Source organism: Mesonia hippocampi (assembly GCF_014197445.1).
GTDB lineage: Bacteria > Bacteroidota > Bacteroidia > Flavobacteriales > Flavobacteriaceae > Mesonia > Mesonia hippocampi.
The window spans coordinates 1-24,824 of sequence record NZ_JACIFO010000008.1; the positions used below are offsets into that span (position 1 = coordinate 1).

General features: G+C 34.3%; 21 protein-coding genes and 1 pseudogene. 7 read left to right on the forward strand and 15 right to left on the reverse strand.

Annotation, left to right across the window (positions count from 1 at the left end; all coding sequences use genetic code 11):
* The 4 genes from GGR32_RS09575 to GGR32_RS09590 form a co-directional block, all read right to left on the reverse strand.
* On the reverse strand, window positions 1-266 hold a 266-nt coding region (locus GGR32_RS09575), incomplete at its 3' end, for a nucleotidyl transferase AbiEii/AbiGii toxin family protein (protein ID WP_183477984.1).
* Window positions 267-273: 7 nt separating this feature from the next.
* Window positions 274-783, reverse strand: a complete 510-nt coding sequence (locus GGR32_RS09580; RefSeq protein WP_183477985.1) for a HigA family addiction module antitoxin — start codon at window positions 781-783, stop codon at window positions 274-276.
* 247 nt (window positions 784-1,030) lie between these two features.
* On the reverse strand, window positions 1,031-1,288 hold the full coding sequence (locus tag GGR32_RS09585; protein WP_183477986.1) for a Txe/YoeB family addiction module toxin: 258 nt from the start codon (window positions 1,286-1,288) through the stop codon (window positions 1,031-1,033).
* A 2-nt stretch (window positions 1,289-1,290) separates the two neighbouring features.
* On the reverse strand, window positions 1,291-1,545 hold the full coding sequence (locus GGR32_RS09590) for a type II toxin-antitoxin system Phd/YefM family antitoxin (protein WP_183477987.1): 255 nt from the start codon (window positions 1,543-1,545) through the stop codon (window positions 1,291-1,293).
* 204 nt (window positions 1,546-1,749) lie between these two features.
* Here GGR32_RS09590 and GGR32_RS09595 point away from each other — a divergent pair.
* Window positions 1,750-2,029 (forward strand): annotated as a pseudogene (locus GGR32_RS09595) (transposase); the annotation flags it as partial.
* A 191-nt stretch (window positions 2,030-2,220) separates the two neighbouring features.
* Here GGR32_RS09595 and GGR32_RS09600 read toward each other — a convergent pair.
* The 8 genes from GGR32_RS09600 to GGR32_RS09635 all read right to left on the reverse strand — a co-directional run bounded on the left by GGR32_RS09600 (window position 2,221) and on the right by GGR32_RS09635 (window position 13,997).
* Window positions 2,221-3,720 (reverse strand): SIR2 family protein, encoded by a 1,500-nt coding sequence (locus GGR32_RS09600; protein ID WP_183477988.1) that lies wholly within the window; start codon window positions 3,718-3,720, stop codon window positions 2,221-2,223.
* A 158-nt stretch (window positions 3,721-3,878) separates the two neighbouring features.
* The gene (locus tag GGR32_RS09605; protein ID WP_183477989.1) at window positions 3,879-4,817 is read right to left on the reverse strand and encodes a ligand-binding sensor domain-containing protein; all 939 of its coding nucleotides are present in this window, start codon (window positions 4,815-4,817) and stop codon (window positions 3,879-3,881) included.
* Between the two features lie 621 nt (window positions 4,818-5,438).
* Entirely contained in the window at window positions 5,439-5,897 is a 459-nt protein-coding gene (mscL, locus tag GGR32_RS09610; protein WP_183477990.1) for a large conductance mechanosensitive channel protein MscL, read from the reverse strand.
* A 3-nt stretch (window positions 5,898-5,900) separates the two neighbouring features.
* A complete protein-coding gene (locus tag GGR32_RS09615; protein ID WP_183477991.1) occupies window positions 5,901-8,507 on the reverse strand; it encodes a DNA gyrase/topoisomerase IV subunit A in 2,607 nt (868 codons plus the stop codon).
* 52 nt (window positions 8,508-8,559) lie between these two features.
* The gene (locus GGR32_RS09620) at window positions 8,560-10,419 is read right to left on the reverse strand and encodes a DNA topoisomerase IV subunit B (protein WP_183477992.1); all 1,860 of its coding nucleotides are present in this window, start codon (window positions 10,417-10,419) and stop codon (window positions 8,560-8,562) included.
* 52 nt (window positions 10,420-10,471) lie between these two features.
* Complete coding sequence (locus GGR32_RS09625) at window positions 10,472-12,013, reverse strand: acyl-CoA carboxylase subunit beta (protein WP_183477993.1); 1,542 nt, start codon at window positions 12,011-12,013, stop codon at window positions 10,472-10,474.
* 3 nt (window positions 12,014-12,016) lie between these two features.
* On the reverse strand, window positions 12,017-13,471 hold the full coding sequence (gene accC / locus GGR32_RS09630; protein ID WP_183477994.1) for an acetyl-CoA carboxylase biotin carboxylase subunit: 1,455 nt from the start codon (window positions 13,469-13,471) through the stop codon (window positions 12,017-12,019).
* A gap of 40 nt (window positions 13,472-13,511) precedes the next feature.
* Window positions 13,512-13,997, reverse strand: coding sequence for an acyl-CoA carboxylase biotin carboxyl carrier protein subunit (locus tag GGR32_RS09635; RefSeq protein WP_183477995.1), 486 nt, complete (start codon window positions 13,995-13,997; stop codon window positions 13,512-13,514).
* Window positions 13,998-14,174: 177 nt separating this feature from the next.
* Between GGR32_RS09635 and GGR32_RS09640 the strand changes: the two genes are divergently transcribed.
* The 5 genes from GGR32_RS09640 to GGR32_RS09660 all read left to right on the forward strand — a co-directional run bounded on the left by GGR32_RS09640 (window position 14,175) and on the right by GGR32_RS09660 (window position 19,657).
* Window positions 14,175-14,627: a c-type cytochrome gene (locus GGR32_RS09640; protein WP_183477996.1), complete on the forward strand. Its 453-nt coding sequence runs from the start codon at window positions 14,175-14,177 to the stop codon at window positions 14,625-14,627.
* 294 nt (window positions 14,628-14,921) lie between these two features.
* A complete protein-coding gene (gene pnuC, locus GGR32_RS09645; protein WP_183477997.1) occupies window positions 14,922-15,533 on the forward strand; it encodes a nicotinamide riboside transporter PnuC in 612 nt (203 codons plus the stop codon).
* Window positions 15,496-16,518, forward strand: coding sequence for an acyl-CoA dehydrogenase family protein (locus tag GGR32_RS09650; protein WP_183477998.1), 1,023 nt, complete (start codon window positions 15,496-15,498; stop codon window positions 16,516-16,518). The genes pnuC and GGR32_RS09650 overlap by 38 nt, the downstream gene beginning before the upstream one ends.
* A 111-nt stretch (window positions 16,519-16,629) precedes the next feature.
* The gene (locus GGR32_RS09655) at window positions 16,630-18,099 is read left to right on the forward strand and encodes a potassium/proton antiporter (RefSeq protein WP_183477999.1); all 1,470 of its coding nucleotides are present in this window, start codon (window positions 16,630-16,632) and stop codon (window positions 18,097-18,099) included.
* A 148-nt stretch (window positions 18,100-18,247) separates the two neighbouring features.
* Window positions 18,248-19,657, forward strand: coding sequence for a glycosyltransferase family 2 protein (locus GGR32_RS09660; protein WP_183478000.1), 1,410 nt, complete (start codon window positions 18,248-18,250; stop codon window positions 19,655-19,657).
* A 97-nt stretch (window positions 19,658-19,754) separates the two neighbouring features.
* On the opposite strand, the gene capB is transcribed toward GGR32_RS09660, so the two are convergent.
* The 3 genes from capB to GGR32_RS09675 all read right to left on the reverse strand — a co-directional run bounded on the left by capB (window position 19,755) and on the right by GGR32_RS09675 (window position 24,355).
* Window positions 19,755-21,017, reverse strand: a complete 1,263-nt coding sequence (capB, locus tag GGR32_RS09665; protein ID WP_183478001.1) for a cysteate-C-fatty acyltransferase — start codon at window positions 21,015-21,017, stop codon at window positions 19,755-19,757.
* Window positions 21,018-21,157: 140 nt separating this feature from the next.
* Entirely contained in the window at window positions 21,158-22,198 is a 1,041-nt protein-coding gene (capA, locus tag GGR32_RS09670; RefSeq protein ID WP_183478002.1) for a cysteate synthase, read from the reverse strand.
* Between the two features lie 102 nt (window positions 22,199-22,300).
* Complete coding sequence (locus GGR32_RS09675; RefSeq protein WP_183478003.1) at window positions 22,301-24,355, reverse strand: S9 family peptidase; 2,055 nt, start codon at window positions 24,353-24,355, stop codon at window positions 22,301-22,303.
* A 143-nt stretch (window positions 24,356-24,498) separates the two neighbouring features.
* On the opposite strand from GGR32_RS09675, the gene GGR32_RS09680 reads away from it, so the two are divergent.
* Window positions 24,499-24,822, forward strand: coding sequence for a YbaB/EbfC family nucleoid-associated protein (locus tag GGR32_RS09680; RefSeq protein ID WP_183478004.1), 324 nt, complete (start codon window positions 24,499-24,501; stop codon window positions 24,820-24,822).
* Window positions 24,823-24,824: the final 2 nt, after the last annotated feature.

A 24,824-nucleotide genomic window follows, 5' to 3' on the forward strand; every position in this document is an offset into this window, starting at 1 on the left:
TAAGACCTGCCAAAAACAACTTCACCTACAGAAGATGTTATTACATAAGGAAATACATCATTTAAGATTTCTTCTAAACGATTAAAATCAATACTACCATATTCTACATCTGTAAATAAATCAATATCAATAGATTCTCTATGCCCCTGTTGTAAACTTAATGACGTACCACCAACTAATCTAAAATTATTAAATTCTTCAATGGTCATTAGTGTATTTAAAGATTCCCAAAGGAAATCGGAAACGGTATTAAGATGTAAAGGCATTTAAAACTTAAATAAGTTGAAAGTCTTCTGCATTTTTTTGAAATGTAGATAAACGAGATTGTTTAATTGATTTTGCTATTGTTGAAACTGTTTTTTTACCGTAGAATTTTATGATTTCGTTGATTTCTTTATCATTACCACGTTCTAAAACTCTTTTGATAATGGCACGTTTGTTTTTGTTCCAATCTATTTTATCAAATGATGTATCCCAAAACAGTACTTTTCTAATATTGTTTAGATTTGGTGTTCTTTTACTATTTTCAGTTAATTTACTTTTCACTTCATACCCTGCTTGTAGCATCATAAAATAATCTTTTTCTGTATGAAAGTAATCTGCTAATTTAATTGATAGCTCTGGGTTGATACCTCTCTTTTGATTTATAATAGCACTAATGGTTTGTTTATGCTCACCTATAGATGCAGCTAATTGAGAGCTTTTAATATTATTACGCTTTATTTCACGTTGTAATATTAGCCCTGGATGTATGCCTTTTATTTTAGCTATTTTAGGTAACATAAGTTTTTTAGTATTATACAAATGTATGTATAAATAAAATAGTAAACAAAATTGTTTACTATTTATTAACAGATAAACACATACAATGCCAGAAAAAATGGATTTATACATTTTTTTAAAGCACTCAAATATTAACTATTCACTCAAGAATAAAAAATAAAGCCGCTTAAAAACGGCTTATATAAAATCAATTTAGGCAAAGTTATAGGCTTGTGCAACGGTTACCGGTGTTGGCAACAGTATTTATTCAATCATAATGAAATCTGCATTTCGCAATTAAAATCTCTCCCTCATTGTATTTATAAACCAACCTATGTTCACTATCGATTCGTCTGGACCAAAACCCTGCGTATTTATGTTTTAAAGGTTCTGGTTTCCCAATTCCGTCAAAAGGGTTGCGAGCTATGTCCTTTAAAAGTTCATTTATTTTTTTCAATTTCTTTTTGTCCGTTTTTTGCCAGTACAGGTAATCTTCCCAAGACTCATCCACAAATACATATTTCATAGTCAGTCTTCGATTAGGTCTTTAGCAAATGATTCTCCCTTTTTAAGCTTTTCGATGGCGGAATCCAATCTCATTTCATTTTTTCGTGAGGAAAGTTCGTGGTTTGTTGCCATTAACGAGTTATATTCCTGTAATGACATAACCACTATTCCTGAATCTTTGCCACGATTGATAATCAAGGTTTCAAAGTTCTTTACTACTCTGTCCAAGTAAGTTTTAATATCCTTTCTAAAATCAGATACAGTTGTGATTTGCATAATTATGTGTTTTTTTTAAGTACAAATATATGTACAAATTTTGATTTATGCAATTTTTTCATATTGTTACCAACGGCTTAGGCTATGATTTCGTTTTTGAAAATCAGTAATGATTTTCGGAAATGAAACAAAGCCGACCTATTGAAAGGATAGTTTAGGTTTTGCATGGAGCAAAAATGAATTATAGCCGTTGTGCCTGTTGCACAATGTATAGGTAAAAGTCATGAGAAACGAATAAATATTACCGCCTATCGAAACGAATATGAACGCAACATAGCCCGAGTAAACAGTCCACAGGGACGGTATATGAAAGCCAAACGGCAAAGCACGGTAGAGCCCGTATTTGGAACATTAACACAGTTTATGGGACTGAGAAAAGTAAATACCTTAGGATTAAAACAGGCAAACAAATGTATGCAGCTTTCTGCCATTGCTTACAACCTTAAAAAATATTTGAAATTTATAGAAAAACGAACAAAAAGTGAGGCGAGATGCCTTGCTTTATTGTTTCTTGTAAAAAACCGTTTACAGAAGTCTATATCTTCACTTTTAAGACACTCAACTATTAACTATTCGCTCAACTAGTAAAAAAATAAAGCCGCTTAAAACGGCTTATACAAAATCAATTTAGGCAAAGTTATAGGCTTGTGCAACGACTACCATTGTTGTGCCTCGTTATTTTTTTATTTCTCTTAACAATTTCGGAATTTCGTCATAAGTTGTATACCAAATAATTGAAACACCAAGTTCTCTCATAATCTCCTCGTTCAAATTATGATGTCTATCTAAAAATTTCTTCGCTCCATCTATATTATCTATAACAGTTCCTTCTTTTGATTCTATGAAACTATCAATAGTCAACCTTTTCATAAAAGCGAAATGTCTTGTTTTATCACTATTTCTTGAAGCAATATCCAAGAGTCTTCTCAAATTAGGGTCTGTCATTGATAAACCTACCATTAAGCAATGATTTTCTCTTAAGTTTGAGAGTTGCACAAGATTAGACCAATGATAAGAGTCAGAATAAATTAAGTGATAACCTTCTTCTGAAAATACTAATGTACTTTTTTCTAATCCTTCATAAGCATCGGTGTTTTCGGGTAAAAATCCGTGAACGTGATAAACAGGAAGTTCATCAGGGTCTATGAAGTCATTGTCTGTATAGATGCTATGATGTTGAATAGATTGTGATTCGAGTTGTCTTTCTATTAAGTCATCGAAATTGTATGTTATAACAGATTTTACTTTTGCACCTGTTCTTAATGGCATACACATTTCAACAATAGCTTTTATCAATTCTGAATCAATAGCTTTTCCTGTATCACGTAACTTATATAGATTTTCAGTAATTGCTTTGGTGAACTGTTCAGACTCTGTGTTCCTACTGTCCAATCCTTTTCTTAAATACCGGGCAGCCATTAATGCAGAAGGTTCATCAATTTGATTTAACCTATTAACAATTTGTTCGATATCGGTATCTAATATTTTTGATTCATTATCAAACTCGTTCGTTAGATATGTTACGAATAAAGAATTTAAAAGTGTATTCCAATCTGGCATTCCTGCGCTACTTGAAACACCTGCACCAAGGAAAAATGAAAACTGCCCTTTTTTATATAGTCTATTTAATAATTCAATTTTTTCTTGTCTTTCTTTTTCCCAATCTTTTGATGATTGAACTACAGCAGATTCAATTCTTAATGAGAAAAGGTTATTGGCAATTGCATTTGCCTCCTTTCGATTTTTTGCTACTATACTATTAACTTCCTCTGGTCCCCAAACTTTAATTTTGAAAGGTAATTTTTCATCTTCAAGTCGATGAAGAATATAGTTCCTATATTTATTTGATATAGGATTAGGTGATATTATAAGTAGATTATTAAATGGTTCAGGTTCTATAACTTTAGCTTGAATATGGATAGCTTGGTCTATTAGACGTCTGATTGGAAACCTTTCGAGATTAAATTTAATCTCTATTTGAGTAGCTCCTTCAATTTCTTCAATACCTTCAGGTGCGTAAGCATCGAAACCAATTCTCCGAGGTTGAGATATAAATGGTTTTCCTACTTTTTCAAGATGAATTTTAAGTAAATTAAGAATAAAGGTTTCGAACATATAGTAGCCTCTATGTCCATCTTGAATGTTTATTTTTTTTAATAAATCGTCTATTAGCATTTTTCAGTTTTAATGAGGCACAACGGTCTCGTATAACCGTCAGTTACGGGTTAAAGTACGCAAATTTTTCGGTTTAGCACAGACGTTAGCAATTCCGAGTGGATTCGGACGTAGTCGAATCCGCCGTTATTGCGGTTATACATTGTTGTAGCACGTACTTATTTTTCTATTTCGATTAATCCAAAATTTGTTGTCACCCAAATTTTGTCTTGTCCAATTGCAATATCGAACGTGGTGTTTTTAAACATTCCTTCCCTAATAAAAACTGATTCAACATTTTCATTTTTCATTTTGATAAGTCCGTTGTTGGTCGCCATCCAAATTATTCCTTCACTATCAATTTCGATGTCCTTTACCATATGGTCAGGAATTGATGAATTTGATTTATTGAAGTGAGTCCATTTATCATTATCCAATATGGAAAAACCACCATCACCATGACCTCCTCCGTACCCAATGAATATTTTATTATCAATATATTTTAATGCCTTGACAGTCGACAACCTTAATTCTGAATTTTCTTCTGTGATTTTTCTCCATTGATTATTTTCTCTAACTAAAACACCATTTTCGTAGGCAATTGCAATATTTCCTTTACCATCAATATCAATTGATGTTACGTTTATATTTTTAAAAGGAAGTTTAATCTCCTGCCAATTTTTACCATCAAATCTTAAGAGTTGATTATAACCACCAACGTAAATATTGCCAAAATTGTCTTCAGCAATTGAAGATGCTGAAATTCCGTTTTCTTCACCATTAATTTCTTTCCAATTAAGTCCATCGTAAAATAGCAATTGACTGTAAGGTCTGGTAAAATTAAGCCAAACACAACCTTTCGAATCAGTAAATAACAAATTAATTGATGTTCCTATTGTTGAATGACTTTGTCCGTAATTTTCAAATTTTCCTCCATCGTATTTCACTAATCCAAAACCCGAAGTTCCAAACCAAACATTTCCATTAAAGTCCACTGTGACTTTACTCAATTGGTCATCAATCATAGAAGTGTTCTTGGAATCATAAAGTACCGCATTTTGAGCTTGAATATTTATGAAAAAAAGACTAAAAAATAGTGTTATTGCGTAAATTTTCATTTTTTGTTCGTATGTGCTACAACTTGTATATATCCTCAAAGATATATAACTTTTTATGTTAAAACAAAAGAAGTTCTAAATCCTAAAAGAGTTTAGTAAAAAAACTAAAGATATAGGTTATTTTTTCAATAAAAACCATAAAAAAAGCAGGTCAAAAACACTTCAGATAGAGAGCTCTATTTTTTCGCTTTTTTATAGCTTATAAATATGTCATTTTCACATCATATTTAAACCACAGCTAAACTAAAATTAGCCCATTTTTTAGTGGACAATTCGTGGTCTCACCCTAGACTAGGTATGGACTAGGTGTGGACTAGGTATGGCTTTGATAGGGGAAAAACGTGAGTAAAACTAAAGGCTGATTTTTCGTAAAATAATGGTATAAATAACCTGTATATTTTATTGGCATTATAGACTTGTTTCTCTATCATCAAAAATTATTATTTTATACATTAATCTACGTAAATTTTCAAAAATAGTTTCTCTCTCCCACTCCCCTTAAAAAGAAAAAACTATTGCTAATTGAGTAGACGACTTCGCTCCTAAATTTTTAATTGTATTTACTACTTTCCATAAAAAAATCCGCTGAAAATAATTTCAACAGATTTTTTTAAGATATATTTATGACTTAGGAGGTGTGTTACGTTTTTGCAACAATTTGTTCTGTTCCTCCATTAAAACTTTAATACGTGTAAGTAACTCGATATCTTTTGGTGTTTTTACCGTTTTATCGTTAGGGTTTTCTGCTTTATGCTGTAATTTATTAAAAACTTTTATAATGATAAATACGGTACATGAAATAACAAAAAAATTAATAAATACCGTAATTAATTCTCCATAAGCAATAGCTACTTCTTCTCGAATAATTTCGCCTCCTTGCTCGATACCTTTTCGTAAGGTTATTTTTTTATTTTCAAAATTAATATCATTAGTAAGTAGCGATAATGGTGGCATTAATACTTTTTTCACCAATACGTCTACTACATTATTAAAGGCGGCTCCTATAATTACCCCAATGGCAATGTCTAGCATGTTTCCTTTAAGGGCAAAATCTTTAAATTCTTTAATTATTTTTTTCATTGTTTAGTCTTCATCATCGGTAAATAAAGAGCCTTGAACCTCGCTTGAATTACCTGTAAAATCTTGAGGTTTTTCTGGTGTTTCATGGTACATTTCTTCTTCTGTTTCTTCCTCTTGATAATCGAGTGGTGCTAATAAATTTATTTGATTTAAACTTTCTGTTGTCAACTGATTTCCTTGTGCTTTTATTCCTTTTATGGCTATAAACTCTTCTAGATTTATAGTTTCGTTTTCTCGTTGTTCTTTTCCTCTAATTTTTCTATACACTAATTCTATTTGCGGAATATAATCGGTAGAAACTAATTCTAGCTGAGATTTTGGGTGCTCTGTAATAATTTTCTCTTCCTTTTCTGGGTTTTCTATTAGGAAGCGTTTTACATAATAACGCTCCTTTTCTCCTTCCCAATAAACCGCCGAAATTGGTTTTTTAGGATGCCATTTTTCCATTATTATATAATGATCTTCAAAGTGTAGTGTCATTTCAGGAACAATGGTTTTCACGATACCGTCTTGGGTAATTAATAGTAATTTATCTTTCCCTCTAAACTCTCCCAAAAGCTCTCCTCTAGCTTCTGTATTAAGACGCCTTACGGCTTCGTCAAACCAAATTTTACGTGGTTTTAGGGTAGAGACGCCTTCTTCTTTGAGTTCTACTTTTTTTACAGGGTGTTTTGTTACTAAATTTCCTTTTACACTTCTTCCTTTTATGGCTAATTCGGCAAAATCTATATCAAATTTCAAACGTTTTACACGGTTTATTTGTCGTAAATATACACTTACAATTTCCGCCTCTCCGTTTGGATTTGCCGAAAAATAAAGCACTTTAGAGCCTTTTTCTTCTTTTGTTAAACTGTAAAGTTTATCGCGTGTTATTGCAGTAATCGCAAAACGTTTCATGTAGGTATTTCCGCGGTTTCCTAAACGGTATATCATGTTATAAATGGTGCGTTTATCTTTTTTCTTAAACACGGCTACATGGATTATATTTTTACCTACAAAGGTTTTGGTATCTACTTTGGTTACCATCATTGTACCGTCTTCCATAAAGCAGATAATATCGTCTATATCGCTACAATCGGTTACATATTCATCCTTTTTTAGCGAGGTACCTATAAAACCTTCTTTACGGTTTACGTAAAGTTTTGTATTTCTAATAACCACTTTTGTGGCTTCGATATCTTCAAAGGGTCTTATTTCTGTTTTTCGTTCTTTTCCTTTGCCATAATCTTTCTTTAAACGTTGGAAATAAGCAATTGCGTAAGCTATAAGATTTTCTAAGTGATGCTTTATTTGTGCTATTTGATCTTCTAAAGCTTCTATTTTCTGTTGTGCTTTATCTAAATCAAATTTAGAAATACGTTTTATTCGTATTTCGGTAAGCCTTGTAATGTCCTCTACCGTTACGGCTCTTTTTAAATGTTTTATATGCGGTTTTAATCCGTTATCTATTGCTGCTATAACTCCTTCCCAAGTTTCCTCTTCTTCGATATCTCGGTAAATTCTATTTTCAATAAAAATACGCTCTAACGAAGCAAAGTGCCATTGTTCTTCGAGTTCATTAAGCTGAATTTCTAAATCGCTTTTTAATAAGGCTTTGGTATTATCGGTGCTTCTTCGTAAAATTTCAGAAACACTAATAAAATGTGGTTTATGGTCTATAATCACACAGCTTAAAGGCGAAATAGAGTTTTCACAATTAGTAAATGCGTATAAAGCATCTATGGTTTTATCTGGCGAGATATTGTTGGGTAAATGAATAAGAATTTCTACCTCTGCTGCGGTATTATCTTCTATATGTTTTACCTTTATTTTACCTTTATCATTAGCTTTTAAGATAGAGTCTATAAGGCTTGACGTGGTTGTTCCGTAAGGAATTTCTGTAATGGCTAAGGTGTTTTTATCTCGCTGGCTAATGCGTGCTCTCACCCTAACTTTACCTCCGCGTAAACCATCGTTATAATTACTAGCATCCATAATTCCTTCGGTAGGAAAGTCTGGCAAAAGTGTAAAGCGTTTGCCTTGTAGATGTTTTATCGAAGCTTCGATTAATTCGATAAAATTATGCGGAAGTATTTTGGTACTTAAACCTACTGCAATTCCCTCTGCTCCTTGTGCTAACAAAAGCGGAAACATTACGGGTAAATTAATAGGCTCTTTCTTCCTGCCGTCGTAAGAAGCTTGCCATTCTGTAATTTTAGGGTTATAGACTACATCTAAAGCAAATTTAGACAAGCGCGCTTCGATATACCTAGGTGCCGCAGCACCATCTCCTGTTAAAATATTCCCCCAGTTACCTTGCGTATCTATAAGCAAATCTTTCTGCCCTATTTGCACCATGGCGTCACCAATACTCGCGTCTCCATGCGGATGGTATTGCATGGTGTGCCCTACAATATTAGCTACTTTATTATAACGACCATCATCTAAATCTTTCATCGAATGCATGATGCGTCGTTGCACTGGTTTAAAACCATCTTCGATAGAAGGTACGGCACGTTCTAGAATTACATACGAGGCGTAATCTAAAAACCAATCTTTATACATCCCAGTAACTTTGGTAAGTATTTCGTTATGATTGGTATTTTGCTCAAATTGGTTTTCAGCATCCATGATTAATATCTTATTTTAACAGTGGTTATGGAAATATAACTTCTTAATATTTTTATGATTTTTGCGCAACTTCATCCAATTCTACCCGTAGGTTATCAATGATGAACTTCTGTCTATCGGCAGTATTTTTCCCCATATAGAAGCTCAACATTTCTTCTATTCCTATGGCTTTATCTAGCATTACAGGATCTAAGCGTATGTTTTCGCCTATAAAATGCTTAAACTCATCTGGCGATATTTCTCCCAATCCTTTAAATCGGGTAATTTCTGGTTTTCCAGAGAGTTTCTCTATGGCCTTTCTTCGTTCTTCTTCCGAGTAGCAATAAATGGTTTCTTTTTTATTTCGCACCCTAAAAAGCGGGGTTTGTAAGATATACAGATGTCCTTCTTTTATGAGTTCTGGAAAAAATTGTAAAAAAAACGTTATTAATAACAAACGAATGTGCATGCCATCTACATCGGCATCGGTTGCAATAACAATATTGTTATACCGAAGGTCGTCTATAGATTCTTCTATATTTAACGCTGCCTGAAGCAGGTTAAACTCTTCGTTTTCGTAAACAATTTTTTTACTCAACCCATAGCTATTTAGGGGTTTCCCTTTTAAACTAAAAACGGCTTGTGTGTTTACGTCTCTCGATTTCGTAATGCTTCCGCTTGCAGAATCTCCCTCGGTAATAAAAAGCGTGGTTTCTAAATTTCGCTCTTTTTTTACATCGCCAAGATGAATTCTACAATCGCGTAACTTTTTGTTATGTAAGCTTGCTTTTTTGGCTCTTTCTCGAGCTAATTTTCTAATTCCTGATAAGTCTTTACGCTCGCGCTCTGCTTGTAGTATTTTTCGCTGAAGTTTATCTGCGGTTTCAGAATTTCTATGTAAATAATTATCTAATTGGCTTTTTACAAAATCTAAAATATACGTTCTCACCGTTGGTAAGTCTCCTCCCATATCTGTAGAGCCTAACTTTGTTTTAGTTTGGCTTTCAAAAACAGGTTCCATCACCTTTATACTAATTGCTGAAGCTATGGATTTACGGATATCGCTTGGGTCGTAGTTTTTACCATAAAACTCTCTTAGTGTTTTTACAATAGCCTCTTTAAAGGCTAATAAATGTGTTCCTCCCTGCGTGGTATGTTGCCCGTTTACAAATGAATGGTACTCTTCTGAATATTGTGTTTTATTATAAGTAATAGCTACCTCAATATCATTACCTCTTAGGTGAATAATAGGAAATAATCGCTCTTCTTCTTTTATGCTATCCGATAATAAATCTTTTAAGCCATCTTCCGAATAAAACTTTTTACCGTTAAAAACAATGCTTAACCCCGGGTTTAAATACACATAGTTTTTAAGCATTCGTTCTATATACTCATTTCTAAATTTATAGTTTTTAAAAATGCTTTCGTCTGGAATAAAAGTTACTTTGGTTCCTCTTCTTCTGCTGGTTTCTTCTAAAAATTCTTCTTGTGTAAGGTTTCCTTTTTCAAATTCGGCAGATTTAGATTTGCCGTCTCGTGTAGATTCTACTCGAAAAAAAGTAGAAAGGGCATTTACTGCTTTGGTACCTACCCCGTTTAATCCTACCGATTTTTTAAATGCTTGTGTATCGTATTTACCACCTGTGTTCATTTTTGAAACAACATCCACAACTTTCCCTAACGGAATCCCTCTACCATAATCACGCACAATAACTCGTTGCCCTTGTATAGAAACTTCTATGGTTTTCCCAGACCCCATAACAAACTCATCGATAGCGTTATCTAATACTTCTTTAAGCAGTATATAAATTCCATCATCTGCACTAGAACCATCTCCTAACTTCCCGATGTACATACCAGGACGCATACGGATATGTTCTTTCCAGTCTAACGAACGTATATTATCTTCGGTATATTTAGTTTCTTGTGTCATGTGTATTTTTCAAAAAATTGGCTTTGGTAAAATAGATTTGCAAAAATATAACTTACAACGGAATATTTCCGTGTTTTCTGTTAGGTCTTAATACTTTTTTATCGGCCAACATGCTAAACCCTTTTATAAGTTTTCTTCGGGTTGTTTGTGGCATGATAACCTCGTCTATAAATCCTCTTTTAGCAGCTTCGAATGGCGTTGCAAACAATTCTGCATATTCGGCTTCTTTTTCGGCCAGTTTAGCTTGGCTATCTTCGGCTTCGGCAATTTCTTTCCTGAAAATTATTTCACTCGCACCTTTGGCTCCCATCACGGCAATTTCGGCTGTTGGCCATGCAAAGTTAAGGTCGGCACCAATGTGTTTAGAGTTCATTACATCATAAGCTCCTCCGTAAGCTTTTCGTGTAATTACGGTAACTTTTGGTACTGTAGCTTCGCTTAACGCATAAAGTAGTTTTGCTCCGTGTAAAATAATTCCGTTCCATTCTTGATCTGTTCCTGGCAAAAATCCAGGTACATCTACCAATACTAGAAGAGGAATGTTAAAACAATCGCAAAAACGTGTAAATCGGGCTGCTTTTTTAGAAGCATCTACGTCTAAAACACCAGCTAAACTCATAGGTTGATTGGCTACAATACCTATGCTTCTTCCGCCTAAGCGAGCAAAACCTACAATGATATTGTCGGCATAATCTTTATGAATTTCAAAGAAAGAATCGGTATCGATAATTCCTTTTATTACCTCATGCATATCATAAGGTTTGTTCGCACTATCTGGTATAAGCGTATCTAGTGTTGGGCGAAGTTCATCTGCTAGTGTATATGCTAAATTCTCTGGAGTTTCTTTATTGTTTTGTGGTAAATAGCTTATAAGTTTTTTCACATCTTCTAGACAAGCAATATCATTTGCCGCAGTACGATGAGTTACCCCAGATTTTGTAGCATGCGTGCTTGCACCTCCTAATTCCTCTGAAGTTACTTCTTCGTTAGTTACTGTTTTTACTACGTTTGGCCCTGTTACAAACATATAACTAGTGTCTTGTACCATTAGTGTAAAATCTGTAATTGCGGGAGAATATACAGCACCACCTGCGCAAGGTCCCATAATTGCTGAAATTTGAGGAATTACTCCTGAAGATTTTACATTTCTATGGAAAATATCGGCATAACCTCCTAAGGATTTTACGCCTTCTTGAATTCTGGCACCTCCAGAGTCGTTAAGTCCAATCATAGGAGCGCCAACTTTTAAGGCAAGATCCATTACTTTACATATTTTCTCTGCATGGGTTTCGGAAAGAGAGCCGCCAAAAACGGTAAAGTCTTGTGCAAATACGTAAACTAAACGCCCATGTATTGTACCATAACCTGTAATAACCCCATCGCCATAGAATTTCTGATTTTCCATACCGAATTCTGTAGTACGGTGGGTAACTAAAATTCCTATTTCTTCGAACGAAGCTTCATCTAATAAGTAATCTATGCGCTCTCTTGCGGTTAGTTTCTTTTTTTCATGTTGCTTAGCAATGCGTTTTTCTCCTCCTCCTAAATGAGCTAAAGCAATTTTTTCTTCTAATTTCTTAATATTTTTACTCATAGTTTATCTTCTAGCTTTAGTTATGGGTAAACGTAAAGTTTCTTTATCTTTTAAGTATTGTTTTAACGCTATGATTGCTGCTAGGCGAGCTTCTTCTTGTGTTTGCGCTTGTAGTTTTTCTGGACTGTAATGTTTTTTAACAAAGTGTGTGTCAAATGTACCTTCGTTAAAGGCTTTGTGGGTAAATACAAATTTACCAAAAGCTAAAGTTGTAGAAATTCCTTCTACAATAAAATTATCTATAGCATCTATCATGTATTGGATAGCCTCTGCTCGGTTTTCTCCATAAGTAATAAGCTTGGCAAGCATTGGGTCATAGTAGATAGGCACTTCCATTCCCTCTGTAAAACCGTTGTCTATACGAATATTTTGAGCGGTTGGCATTTGATATTTTTCTAGCGTCCCTACACTTGGAAGAAAATCGTTTAACGGATCTTCCGCATATACACGCAACTCTACTGCGTGTCCTTTTATTTTTAAATCTTCTTGCGAGAAAGCCAATTTTTCACCCCTGGCAACTCTAATTTGTTGTTCTACTAAATCGATACCTGAAATCAACTCGGTTACAGGGTGTTCTACCTGCAAACGTGTATTCATTTCTAAGAAATAAAAATTTCTATTTTCATCGAATAAAAATTCTACTGTTCCTGCTCCTACGTAATCGCAAGCTTGTGCTACACGGATGGCTGCTTGCCCCATTTGTTGCCGTAAATTATCGTCTAAAACCACCGATGGTGCTTCTTCTATTACTTTTTGATGACGACGTTGTACACTGCATTCCCTTTCAAAAAGATGTACGGTATTGCCATGCTGATCGGCGAGTACTTGTATTTCGATATGGCGTGGTGATGCTACATATTTTTCGATAAACACCGCACCGTCTCCAAAAGCCGATTGTGCTTCGCTAATTGCGCGTTTCATTTGTTCTGCAAGTTCTTCTTCTTTTTCTACTACACGCATTCCTTTTCCGCCACCACCTGCCGAAGCTTTTATAAGAATAGGAAAGCCTATTTCTTTGGCAATTTTTTTAGCTTTTTCGGTATCGGTAATGGCTTCATCTATACCTGGCACCATTGGGATATTATATGCTTTTACTGCTTCTTTTGCAGCAAGTTTACTCCCCATTACCTCAATTGCCTTAGGTTTTGGGCCTATAAAAGCAATTCCATTTTCTTCAACTTTTTTGGCAAAACTTGCATTTTCGCTCAAAAAGCCATAGCCCGGATGTATTGCATCTACACCTAACTCCTTTGCTTTTTGTATAATTTTATCTCCTAATAAATAGGATTGATTAGAAGGTGCTTCGCCTAAACAAATGGCCTCGTTAGCATATTTTACGTGAGGTGCATTTCTGTCGGCAGTAGAATAAACGGCCACTGTTTTTATACCCATTTTATGAGCCGTTTTCATAACTCTAAGGGCTATTTCGCCACGATTGGCTACTAATATTTTTTTCATGTTTTTTGTTTTAAGGTTGTTAGCTAGCTTAAAAAAACCATTATTCCATCTCTATCAATAATTGATTTTTATCTACTGCATCACCTTGTTTTATTGTAATGGCTTTAATTACCGCATCTCGAGGAGCGGTGATGGCATTTTCCATTTTCATGGCTTCTAGCACTAACAAATAATCGCCTTCCTTTACCTCATCGCCTTCTTTTACATTAATTTCTAAAATCAAGCCTGGCATTGGAGCTTTTATAGAGTTTACTACTTGATTTTGATTTAAGGATAATCCCATTTTTTCGATGAGTGCATCTAACGGATTGCCTATTTTTATTTCGTAACTATTCGCGTTAACTCGAACAGTATAGGTTCTCTCCTCAAAATTTGATTGTTCTATTTTAGCACTAACCGATTTGTATTTATCTATACTATGATAGTGTTTTTTAGAGCTTTGTAATGTATCAAAGGCTTCAACTTCATTTTTTGGGATTTCTAAGGCTATGGTATGGTTTACTTTTACACGATAATTCTTATTCATATACTATATTCTGAAGTTTAATAATAACCGAGGTAAATATAAAAATAATATATGTTTTTGGTAAGATTTACAATAAACGATTCTATTTTTTATTCTTAATAATTAGTAAAAGCTTAGCTTTTTAGATTTTGATTTTCTTTTTATATTAAGCATTTTTGTAAGAAAATTTCTATCATTATGAAAAGTTTTTCCACACTCCTATCCTTACTTTTTTTGCTTGTTTTTTCTGCTTGTAAAGATCAAAAATCCAACACAAAAAAAGACACCTATGAAGCCACGAAACCTGTAAAACTTTCACCGAGGCAATTAAGTATTGCTAAAGGAAAGGGGTTATATAAAAAACATTGTACCGTATGCCATCAACCACATGGTAAAGGTGTTGCTAGTATTTACCCGCCTTTAAGAGGTTCTAACTGGCTTACCGAAAAACGTACAGAAAGTATCCATGCTGTAAAATATGGTTTGCAAGGAAAAATAGAAGTTAACGGAAATACTTACGATAACATTATGCTTCCTTTAGGCTTAAAAGATGAGGAAGTTGCTAATGTTTTAAACTATGTAATGAATGCTTGGGGCAACCAAGAAGATAAATTAGTAACGATAGAAGAAGTTGCCCAAGTGAAAAAATAATCTACTCAACCTACTAAGAAACCTAAAGTATACCATATAAGGTTTAATTTGATAATTTTTAAGGCTTAGCATATTTGTTAAGCCTTTTTATTTTTTTTGAAAGTTTCCTAAGTTTATATTTCATACCTTTGCCTTAAATGGGGTGCTTACTTTAGTAGGCTGAGATGATACCCAAGAGCCTTGCTCTGTACCTGATCCAGATAATACTGGCGTAGGAATTTTACAACACTCCCCCTACTTTTTGGTGGTATATAGTGGCACATCTCCTCATTTTAGTAATTAAATAAAACTATAATGATAGAGCAGCTTCTTATTAATTTTCTTTGGCTACAATGTATAGGTACTGTTTTTGGCGTTACTCAAGTATTACTAGCTAGAAAAAACAACGTTAACAACTACCTTTTCGGAATTATTAGTGTACTTATTGGAATGTGGATAGCTTTCCATTCCAAATTATATGCCGATATGCTTCTCTACTTCTATTACTTTGTGATGAGTATTTATGGCTGGTTATACTGGAAATTCGGAAAAAAAGAAACCGCTACACCAATTACTTATGCCACTCGCACCGAACACCTAAAAGCTATAGGTATTGTTACGAGTAGCTTTATACTTATGGTATATGGGCTATCGGAATACACCAACTCTGATGTTCCTTATTGGGATGCTACCACTACAGCCTTTGCTTGGGCTGGCATGTGGCTAATGGCAAAACGAAAGATAGAAAATTGGATTTATTTAAACATTAGTAATATCATATCTATTCCGCTATTATTATATAAAGAATTATATGTATATGCAGCGCTAACAGCTTTTCTGTTTATTGTAGCAATTTCGGGCTATTTAAAATGGAGAAAACTAATTAAACATGAAACAGAATCAAACATTGGATTACTCGATACCTAAAGAAGAATTAGGCTTACCTAGATTTAACAAGAAAATTTTAAATTGGATTGCCTCAGAAAATTTATGGAATATATGGGTACCTAAACAATATGGAGGTTTAGAATTATCTTTTTCTCAGGGACTACAAAAGTTAAAGTTTTTAGCTAAACTTGATGGTAGCTTAGGTTGGTGTGTTACGCTTTGTAGCGGGGCAAACTATTTTATAGGAAACCTCCCTAAAAAAACTGCCGACGATATTTTTTTAACTCCAAAACAGCCTGTTTGCTTTGGTGGTAGCGGAGGGCTTTTTGGAACTGCCGAAAAACAGGGGGATTTTTATAACATCTCAGGAACTTGGCGTTACGGAACAGGCGCTCCATACCTAACACATTTTACATTAAATGCAAAAATTACAGAACAAGGAAAGGAACTCACTAACAATGATGGTACACCTGTTTTCCGCTCGTTTATAATTCCAGCAGATCGAGTAAACATTATTGAAGATTGGAACACAATGGGACTAAAAGCTACTGGCACTTGTTCGTTTAAGGTTGATAATTTGCTTGTTGCTAAAGAAAATAGTTTTATTTATAATCATTTTCAGTTACCTCAACCCATATTCAAAATAAACTTTAGCTTATTTGCAGACCTTACATTATGGGCTAATTATATAGGAATGGCAGAACATTTACAAGAAGAAGCCATAGCCATAACAAGCAGCAATGCGCTACAGCATTTAACCTCAGAAATTGAAAAAGCTAACCAACAACTAGAATATTTTGCCTCCGAAATAGAAAAAACAACACACAGCAATTCTTTCTTTACAGCAGAATACATCGCAAAAGTACACACCACAGCGGCCAGCTCTGTAAAAAACATAACCAAAAGTATTGTTGAAGTTTTTCCTTTACTAGGCGTAAAAGCTGCACGAAATGGACATGTACTTAATCAAATTTTTTGTGATTATTTTACCGCTACCCAACACCATATTTTTACAAAATCTTAAAAATAATTTATTTTAACGCTATCCTGTATTTTATATTAAAAAACATAAGGTTCGTAGTTGTTTTCTTCTAAAAATAGTTAACTTCACAAATGTTAATTTGTAAAAAATAGCATGGATTTAACTACAGAAAACATTTTACTGATTGGTTCCTTATTGCTGCTTATAAGCATTATTGTAGGAAAAACTTCCTATAAATTTGGCATCCCAACATTATTGCTTTTCTTAGTTATTGGAATGTTAGCTGGCTCTGATGGAATTATAGGCATTAATTTCGACGACCCGAAACTTGCACAATTTATAGGCGTTGTCTCCCTAAACTTTATTTTATTCTCTGGAGGATTAGATACCAGTTGGACATCTATAAAACCTATTTTAAAAGAAGGTTTAGCCTTATCTACCATCGGCGTTTTACTTACAGCTTTAACCCTAGGAGTTTTTGTATGGTATGTAACCGACTTTACAATTTACGAGAGCCTACTGCTAGGCTCTATTGTTTCCTCTACCGATGCTGCTGCGGTTTTCTCTATTTTACGCTCTAAAAACCTCTCGTTAAGAGAAAACTTGCGCCCTACCCTAGAATTAGAAAGCGGAAGTAACGACCCTATGGCTTACGTATTAACCATTGCTTTTTTAACCCTCGTGGTTAATCAGGATCAAAGTGTGGCTTCTGTAATCCCCGTGTTTTTCTTACAAATGATTTTAGGAGGTATAGCAGGCTTTGGGTTTGGAAAACTTAGTAAACTCATCATCAACAACATCAAGCTTGGTTTTGATGGGCTATACCCCGTTTTAACCATAGCTCTAATGTTTATAACATTTTCTGCAACAGATTTTATTGGCGGAAACGGCTTTTTGGCCATCTATATCTGTGCAGTTTATTTAGGAAATCAAGACCTTATTCATAAATCAAACATCTTAAAAATGTTTGATGGTTTAGCTTGGTTAATGCAAATTGTTCTTTTCCTTACGTTAGGGCTCTTGGTATTCCCATCACAAATTATTCCTTATATGGGCATAGGCATGCTTATCTCCTTGTTCCTTATTGTTATTGCTAGACCTGTAAGTGTTTTTATTAGCTTAATGTTTTTTAAAATGAAGCTTCGCAGAAAACTTTATATCTCGTGGGTTGGTTTAAGCGGTGCCGTACCTATTGTTTTTGCCACTTACCCACTTCTTGCAGGAATAGAAAAAGCTTCTATTATTTTTAACATTGTTTTCTTTATTTCGGTTACCTCTATTTTAATACAAGGAACCACGCTATCGCTTTTTGCCAAATGGCTAAATGTTGCCTTGCCAGAAGAGGACAAAAAAATCAACGAAATAGATCAGTTAATTCTTAATCTACCAAAATCTTCTCTTAAAGAATTCGAAATTTCACCAACACTTAGTGTAGTGAATAAACGTATTGTAGATATCAACTTTCCGAAATCGGCCTTTATTGTAATGATAAAACGCGGAAACAAATACATTAGGCCAGGAGGCTCTACGCTTATTAAAGAAAATGATATTTTAATGGTAATCGCCGATCATCAAGATGATTTTACCGATGTAAACCATTGCTTAACGAATGCTCATTACTAAAGCTAATCGCTAAACAAACGCTTACTTCTTCTACAACTCTGTAGAATATCTACACATTACACAAAACAAAAATAACCTGAAAATCAACAACATAAGCATTAGGTATAGCTTTTGGATTTCCTTTTATGAATCCAAAAACAAAATTGCTATGAAAAATGAAAAAAAACAATGGTCTCCGTTAAGCTATGCGGTTGTGGCTGGCACATTACTCGTAATGATTAGCGCGGTTAGCATGCTTTTTTACCTTCAACCAGAATTTGAAAAGTTACATTTAGAGCGTTTAGAAAGTAATTGGGGGATATCTTTAATCACCATAGGCTATTTTCTATTAGCCATCAAAATATCATTCTTAATTTATCTTGCTGTGCTTTATTTTAAATACAAACCTATAAAGCCTGTTAATAATAAAGAGCTACCACTAGCTACTGTAATTGTTCCGGCGTATAATGAAGGAGAATTGGTTTACAAAACATTAATAAGTTTAGCAAATAACGATTATCCAGAAGATAAACTAGAATTACTAGCTATAGACGACGGAAGCCAAGACGATACTTGGAAGTGGATGAAGCTTGCTAAAGCAGAATTAGGCGATCGTGTTTCTATTTTTCAGCAACCAAAAAACATGGGAAAAAGACATGCATTATACCGAGGCTTCAATATTGGTAAGGGCGATATTTTTATTACCGTAGATAGCGACTCTATTGTAGAAACAGATACCCTTCGCCAAATGGCTAGTCCTTTTATAAAAGATAAAAATTGTGGTGCAGTTGCTGGTAATGTTAGGGTACTTAACAACCAAAAAGCCTTTATCCCAAAAATGTTAAACATTAGTTTTGCTTTTAGTTTTGAGTTTGTACGTTCTGCACAAAGTAAAATTGGAAGTGTTTTATGTACACCTGGTGCTTTGGCAGCTTACCGCCGCGATGCGGTTTTAGCTTGCTTACCACAGTGGATAAACCAAACCTTTATGGGAAAAGCTTCTGATATTGGAGAAGATAGAGCCATGACCAACATGATTTTAAAACAAGGTTTAAAAGTATTATTTCAGAAAGATGCTATTGTTTACACCAATATTCCTGAAAAATATAGCACATTGCATAAAATGTTTACCCGTTGGGAAAGAAGTAATGTTAGGGAAAATATCATGATGAGTAAATTTGCTTTTAAAAACTTTCGTGAAGGAAATAAAACCGGAGCTAGAATATTATTGCTTAACCAATGGATAAATCTAGTAATGGCAATTCCTGGAGTTTTATTAATGCTCTTTTTATTACTAAGTCAGCCTTTATTATTCTTAAGCACTGCATTAACAAGTATCTTGGTATTTTCTAGCATTCAGGTATTATTTTATGCAAAAAAATACGATTACAAAGAGGCTTTATGGATGTACCCTTACAGCTTATTCTATACATTTAGTTTGTTTTGGATAACACCTTATGCCATTGCTACAGCAGGAAGAAAAGGATGGCTAACAAGAAGTTTACCTAAAGCTAAAGTAGAAAAAGCAGAGCCTGTTACTGCTAAACAGGCAGATTTCAACTTCGAAACCAGTATCTAATTATATTTTTTTAAGCTTAGCAATAAAAAAAGGGAGCGATTTTCAATCGTTCCCTTTTTATTTTAATTATAAGTATATAAGTACTAACTTAAATTTTCTACTTCCCTTCCATAGCTTCTGCAACCGCTTGTGATAAACGCTTGTAAGTACCATTTTCTAAACGCTCTCTAATTCCTGAAAAAGCGTCTAATGTAATTTGAATATCTTCCATAGTATGTGAAGCAGTAGGAATCATTCTTAATAGAATTAATCCTTTAGGAATTACAGGGTAAACAACAATAGAACAGAAAACGCCAAAGTTTTCTCGTAAATCTTTCACCAACGCCATCGCCTCTGGAATACTTCCTTTAAGGTATACAGGAGTTACACAGCTCTGTGTAGTTCCTATATCAAAGCCACGCTCTTTAAGTCCGTTTTGCAAAGCATTTACATTCTCCCATAGCTTAGCTTTTAGTTCTGGCATGCTTCTTAGCATGTCTAAACGTTTTAAAGCTCCTACTACCAATTGCATTTGCAAAGATTTTGCAAACATCTGTGAGCGTAAATTGTATTTTAAGTATTCTATAATTTCTTTATCTCCTGCGATAAAGGCTCCTGTACTTGCCATAGACTTTGCAAAAGTGGCAAAGTAAACATCTATTTGCTCTTGTACGCCTTGCTCTTCTCCTGCTCCTGCTCCTGTTTTTCCTAAAGTTCCAAAACCATGAGCATCATCTACAAAAAGCCTAAAGTTATATTTTTCTTTTAAGGCAACAATTTCTTTTAATCTACCTTGTTCTCCTCGCATTCCAAAAACCCCTTCAGAAATCAACAAAATTCCACCTCCTGTTTGCTCGGCTATTTTTGTTGCTCGTTGCAGGTTTTTTTCGATACTTTCTATATCGTTATGTTTATAGGTAAAGCGTTTTCCCATGTGTAAACGCACCCCATCTATAATACAAGCATGTGCATCTACATCATACACAATTACATCGTCTTTTCCTACCAGTGCATCGATGGTAGAAACCATACCTTGGTAGCCAAAGTTTAGCAAGTAGGCTGCTTCTTTTTGTACAAATTCGGCCAGCTCATTTTGAAGTTGCTCGTGTAAATCTGTATGTCCGCTCATCATTCGGGCTCCCATCGGGTATGCCGAACCGTATTTAGCTCCTGCTTCTGCATCTACTTTTCTTACTTCTGGATGATTTGCAAGCCCTAAATAATCATTAATACTCCAAGTTACTACTTCTTTTCCTTGGAATTTCATGCGGTTACCAATCTCTCCTTCTAGTTTTGGAAATACAAAATAGCCTTCTGCCTGACTTGCCCATTTTCCTAATGGTCCTTTATCTTTGTATATCTTATCGAATAAATCTCTCATATAGATTAGTTTTTAAAAACGAGCCACAAAAGTATTAAAAATTAAATGAACTTTACTTTTATGGAATTCGTTTTATTAATTATTAAAATGGGAAAAGCATCCTTAATTTTGGATGCTTTTTTCTTTTATTTGAAATTCTATTATTTTACAAATTCTATTGGTTCGGCACCTACTAGATTTTCGGTATCAGAGAACCCTTGTTCTTGCATCCAATCGTCACTATATATTTTGCTCATATAACGTGATCCGTGGTCTGGAAAAATAATTACAACTTTACTATTTTCTGTAAATTCGCCTTCTTCTGCAAGTTGTTTTACGCCTTGAAATGCAGCGCCACTTGTATACCCTACAAAAAGTCCTTCGGTACGTGCTATATAACGTGCGGTATGTGCACTTTCGCTATCGGTTACTTTTACAAATTTATCTATTATATCGAAATCTGTAGCTGTTGGGATTAGGTTTTTTCCTAATCCTTCTATACGGTATGGGTAAATTTCATTCGGGTCTAACTCTTTTGTCTCGTGGTATTTTTTTAATACCGACCCGTAGGCATCTATCCCTATAACTTTTACGTCTGGGTTTTGTTCTTTTAGGTATCGGGCAGTTCCAGAAATGGTACCTCCTGTTCCGCTACAAGCTACTAAATGCGTAACTTTACCTTCGGTTTGTTTCCAAATCTCTGGCCCTGTTGTTTTGTAATGGGCATCGATATTTAATTCATTAAAATATTGATTGATATATACCGAGCCTTTAATTTCTTGGTGTAAACGTTTTGCTACCTGATAGTATGAACGGGGATCATCTGCCGATACGTTTGCTGGGCAAACGTAAACTTTAGCTCCCATGGTACGCAACATGTCTATTTTATCTTTAGAAGACTTTGAGCTTACAGCTAAAATACAATCGTACCCCTTTATTACACTTACCATTGCTACGCTAAAGCCTGTATTTCCTGAAGTAGTTTCGATAATGGTATCCCCTGGTTTTAGTATACCTTTACGCTCTGCTTCTTCTATAATATACTGCGCAATTCTATCTTTTGTAGAATGGCCTGGATTAAAAGCTTCTACTTTTGCGTAAAAATCGCCTTCTAAATTTTCTGTAATTCGGTTTAATTTGATAAGTGGTGTGTCGCCTATTAGTTCTAGTATACTGTTATATACTTTTAAGTCTTCTTTCATATGTTGAAGTTCTTATTAACAATGTGTATCCCCCCTCTATTTTTAGATCAAGAATGAGCATACGTGTGCAAAAACACCACAAATTTACATTATTTTTTTTAATTATTGGTTTTTCTCGGTTAAGTCTAACAAAAATGCATAATCTTGGGCCAGTTCTTTTAATGCTTCAAAACGCCCTGAAGCCCCGCTATGCCCTGCATTCATATTTATTTGAAATAAAACTTTATTATTATCAATTTTATAATCTCTTAACTTTGCCACCCACTTTGCAGGCTCCCAATATTGCACTTGCGAATCGTGAAAGCCTGTTGTTACCAATATGTTAGGGTAATTTTGCTTTTTTACGTTATCGTACGGGGAATAACTTTTAATGTAATGATAATATTCTTTATCGTTAGGATTTCCCCACTCATCATACTCTCCTGTGGTTAATGGGATGCTATCGTCTAGCATTGTAGTTACTACATCTACAAAAGGTACTGCGGCTATCATACCTTTATATAGGTCTGGAGCTAAATTGGCTACAGCTCCTATTAGTAAACCTCCTGCCGAACCTCCATAAGCGCATAATAATTTAGGAGAGGTATATTGTTGTGCTATTAAATATTTACTTACGCTAATAAAATCGGTAAATGTATTTTTTTTAGATAACATTTTCCCTGTTTCATACCATTTTCTACCTAGGTATTCTCCTCCACGCACATGTGCAATAGCGTAAACAAAACCTCTATCTAATAAACTTAATCGTGTGCTTGAAAAGCTTGGCTCGGTGGTATGTCCATAGCTTCCGTAGGCATATTGTAACAACGGATTGTTTCCATCGCGCTTTATTCCTTTTTTATAAATTAACGAAATAGGAATTTTCACACCATCTTCGGCTATTGCCCACAAACGCTCAGTTTCATAATTTTCTGGAGCAAAATTAGCATCCAACACCTGTTGCTGTTTTTTTAGCCTTTGTGTTTTCGATTTCATATCAAAATCAAATACCGAAGCAGGAGTGTTTAAGGCATTGTAAGCATAACGAAGTATCGAGGTATCAAAATCTGGATTATTGCTGGTATGCACCGTATAAGTTTCTCCCGACAGTGGTAAATAGTAGTCTTCAGTTTCGTCCCAACGCATTATTCGTATTCTGCTTAAACCTTGGTAACGTTCTGTAACTACCAAGTATTCTTTAAATATATCTATATCCTCCAAAAGCACTTCGTCGTTATGTGGTAAAACATCTTGCCAATTTTCTGCAGAAGTATTTTCTACAGGAGTTTTCATTAACTTAAAATTGGTTGCTCCATCTTTATTAGTTACTATATAGAAATGCTTATCATAATGAGAAATTCCGTATTCTACCCCTCTTTTTCTTTCCTGAAACAAGGTGAATTCTGCTGCTGGAGTATTGGCGTCTAAAAAACGATATTCGTCACTCATGGTACTTCCCGCACCAATAATAATGTATGCCCTGGATTTAGATTTATAAACAAACGTGTTAAAGGTATCGTCGGTTTCATGATAAACCAGTTGGGTTGTAGCAGCTTCTTTACCTAAAGTATGTTTATATATTTTATCAGAACGTAAAGTAACTTCATTTTTTTGGGTATAAAAAAAGGTTTTATTATCGTTGGCCCAAGCTACGCCTCCTGTGGTGTTTTTTATCCCTAAGTTTTCTACCTCATTTGTTTCTAGGTTTTTTATATACAACTCATATTGACGCCTTCCTACAGTATCTACCCCAAAAATTGCTTTTTTATTATCGGGACTAATGCTTATGCCCGATATTTTATAATACTCATAAGCTTCGGCCATTTTATTTATATCAAACAAAATAATTTCCGAGGCTTCTAAAGTTTCTTTTTTTCGGCAATAAATAGGATAACCTTTTCCTTCTTCAAATCGCACATAATACCAATAGCCATTTAAAAAGTAAGGCACCGAGGCATCATCTTCTTTTATTCTTCCTTTCATCTCCTCAAACAACTGTTGTTGCAGCGTATTAGTATGAGCGGTCATTTCTTCATAATACGTATTTTCCTTCTCTAGGTAAGAAATTACCTCAGGATTTTCACGATCGTTAAGCCAATAATAATCATCTATTCTTACATCATTATGTTTTTCTAGCTTGGTTGATATTTTCTTGGCTACAGGAGGAATACTTTTCATTTTAATAAGGTATTTTATTTTTCAAAAAGCACAAAAGTAAAGCTTAACGCGGAAACAAAAAGTTTTTTATAACAGTTTATTATTTGTTTTCGTTTCTTGTTGTTGAATGTAGTAAATTTGCCCTTTCATAAAAAACAAAGACTATGTTTGGAGACATGATGGGCATGATGAATAAACTTAAAGAAGCCCAAGCAAAAGTAGAAGAAACAAAAAAACGTTTGAACACGGTAACTTTAGAAGAAAAATCGTCAGACAATCTTCTTTCTGTTAACATAACCGCAAATAGAGAGATAAAAAACATTTCTATTTCAGACGAGCTTTTAAAGGATAAAGAACAATTAGAAGATTACTTAATTCTTACTTTAAACAAGGCCATTGCTCAAGCCACAAAAATAAACGAAGCAGAATTAGGTGCAGCGGCTAAAGATGGCTTACCCAACATTCCTGGTATGGATATGTTTAAATAAAA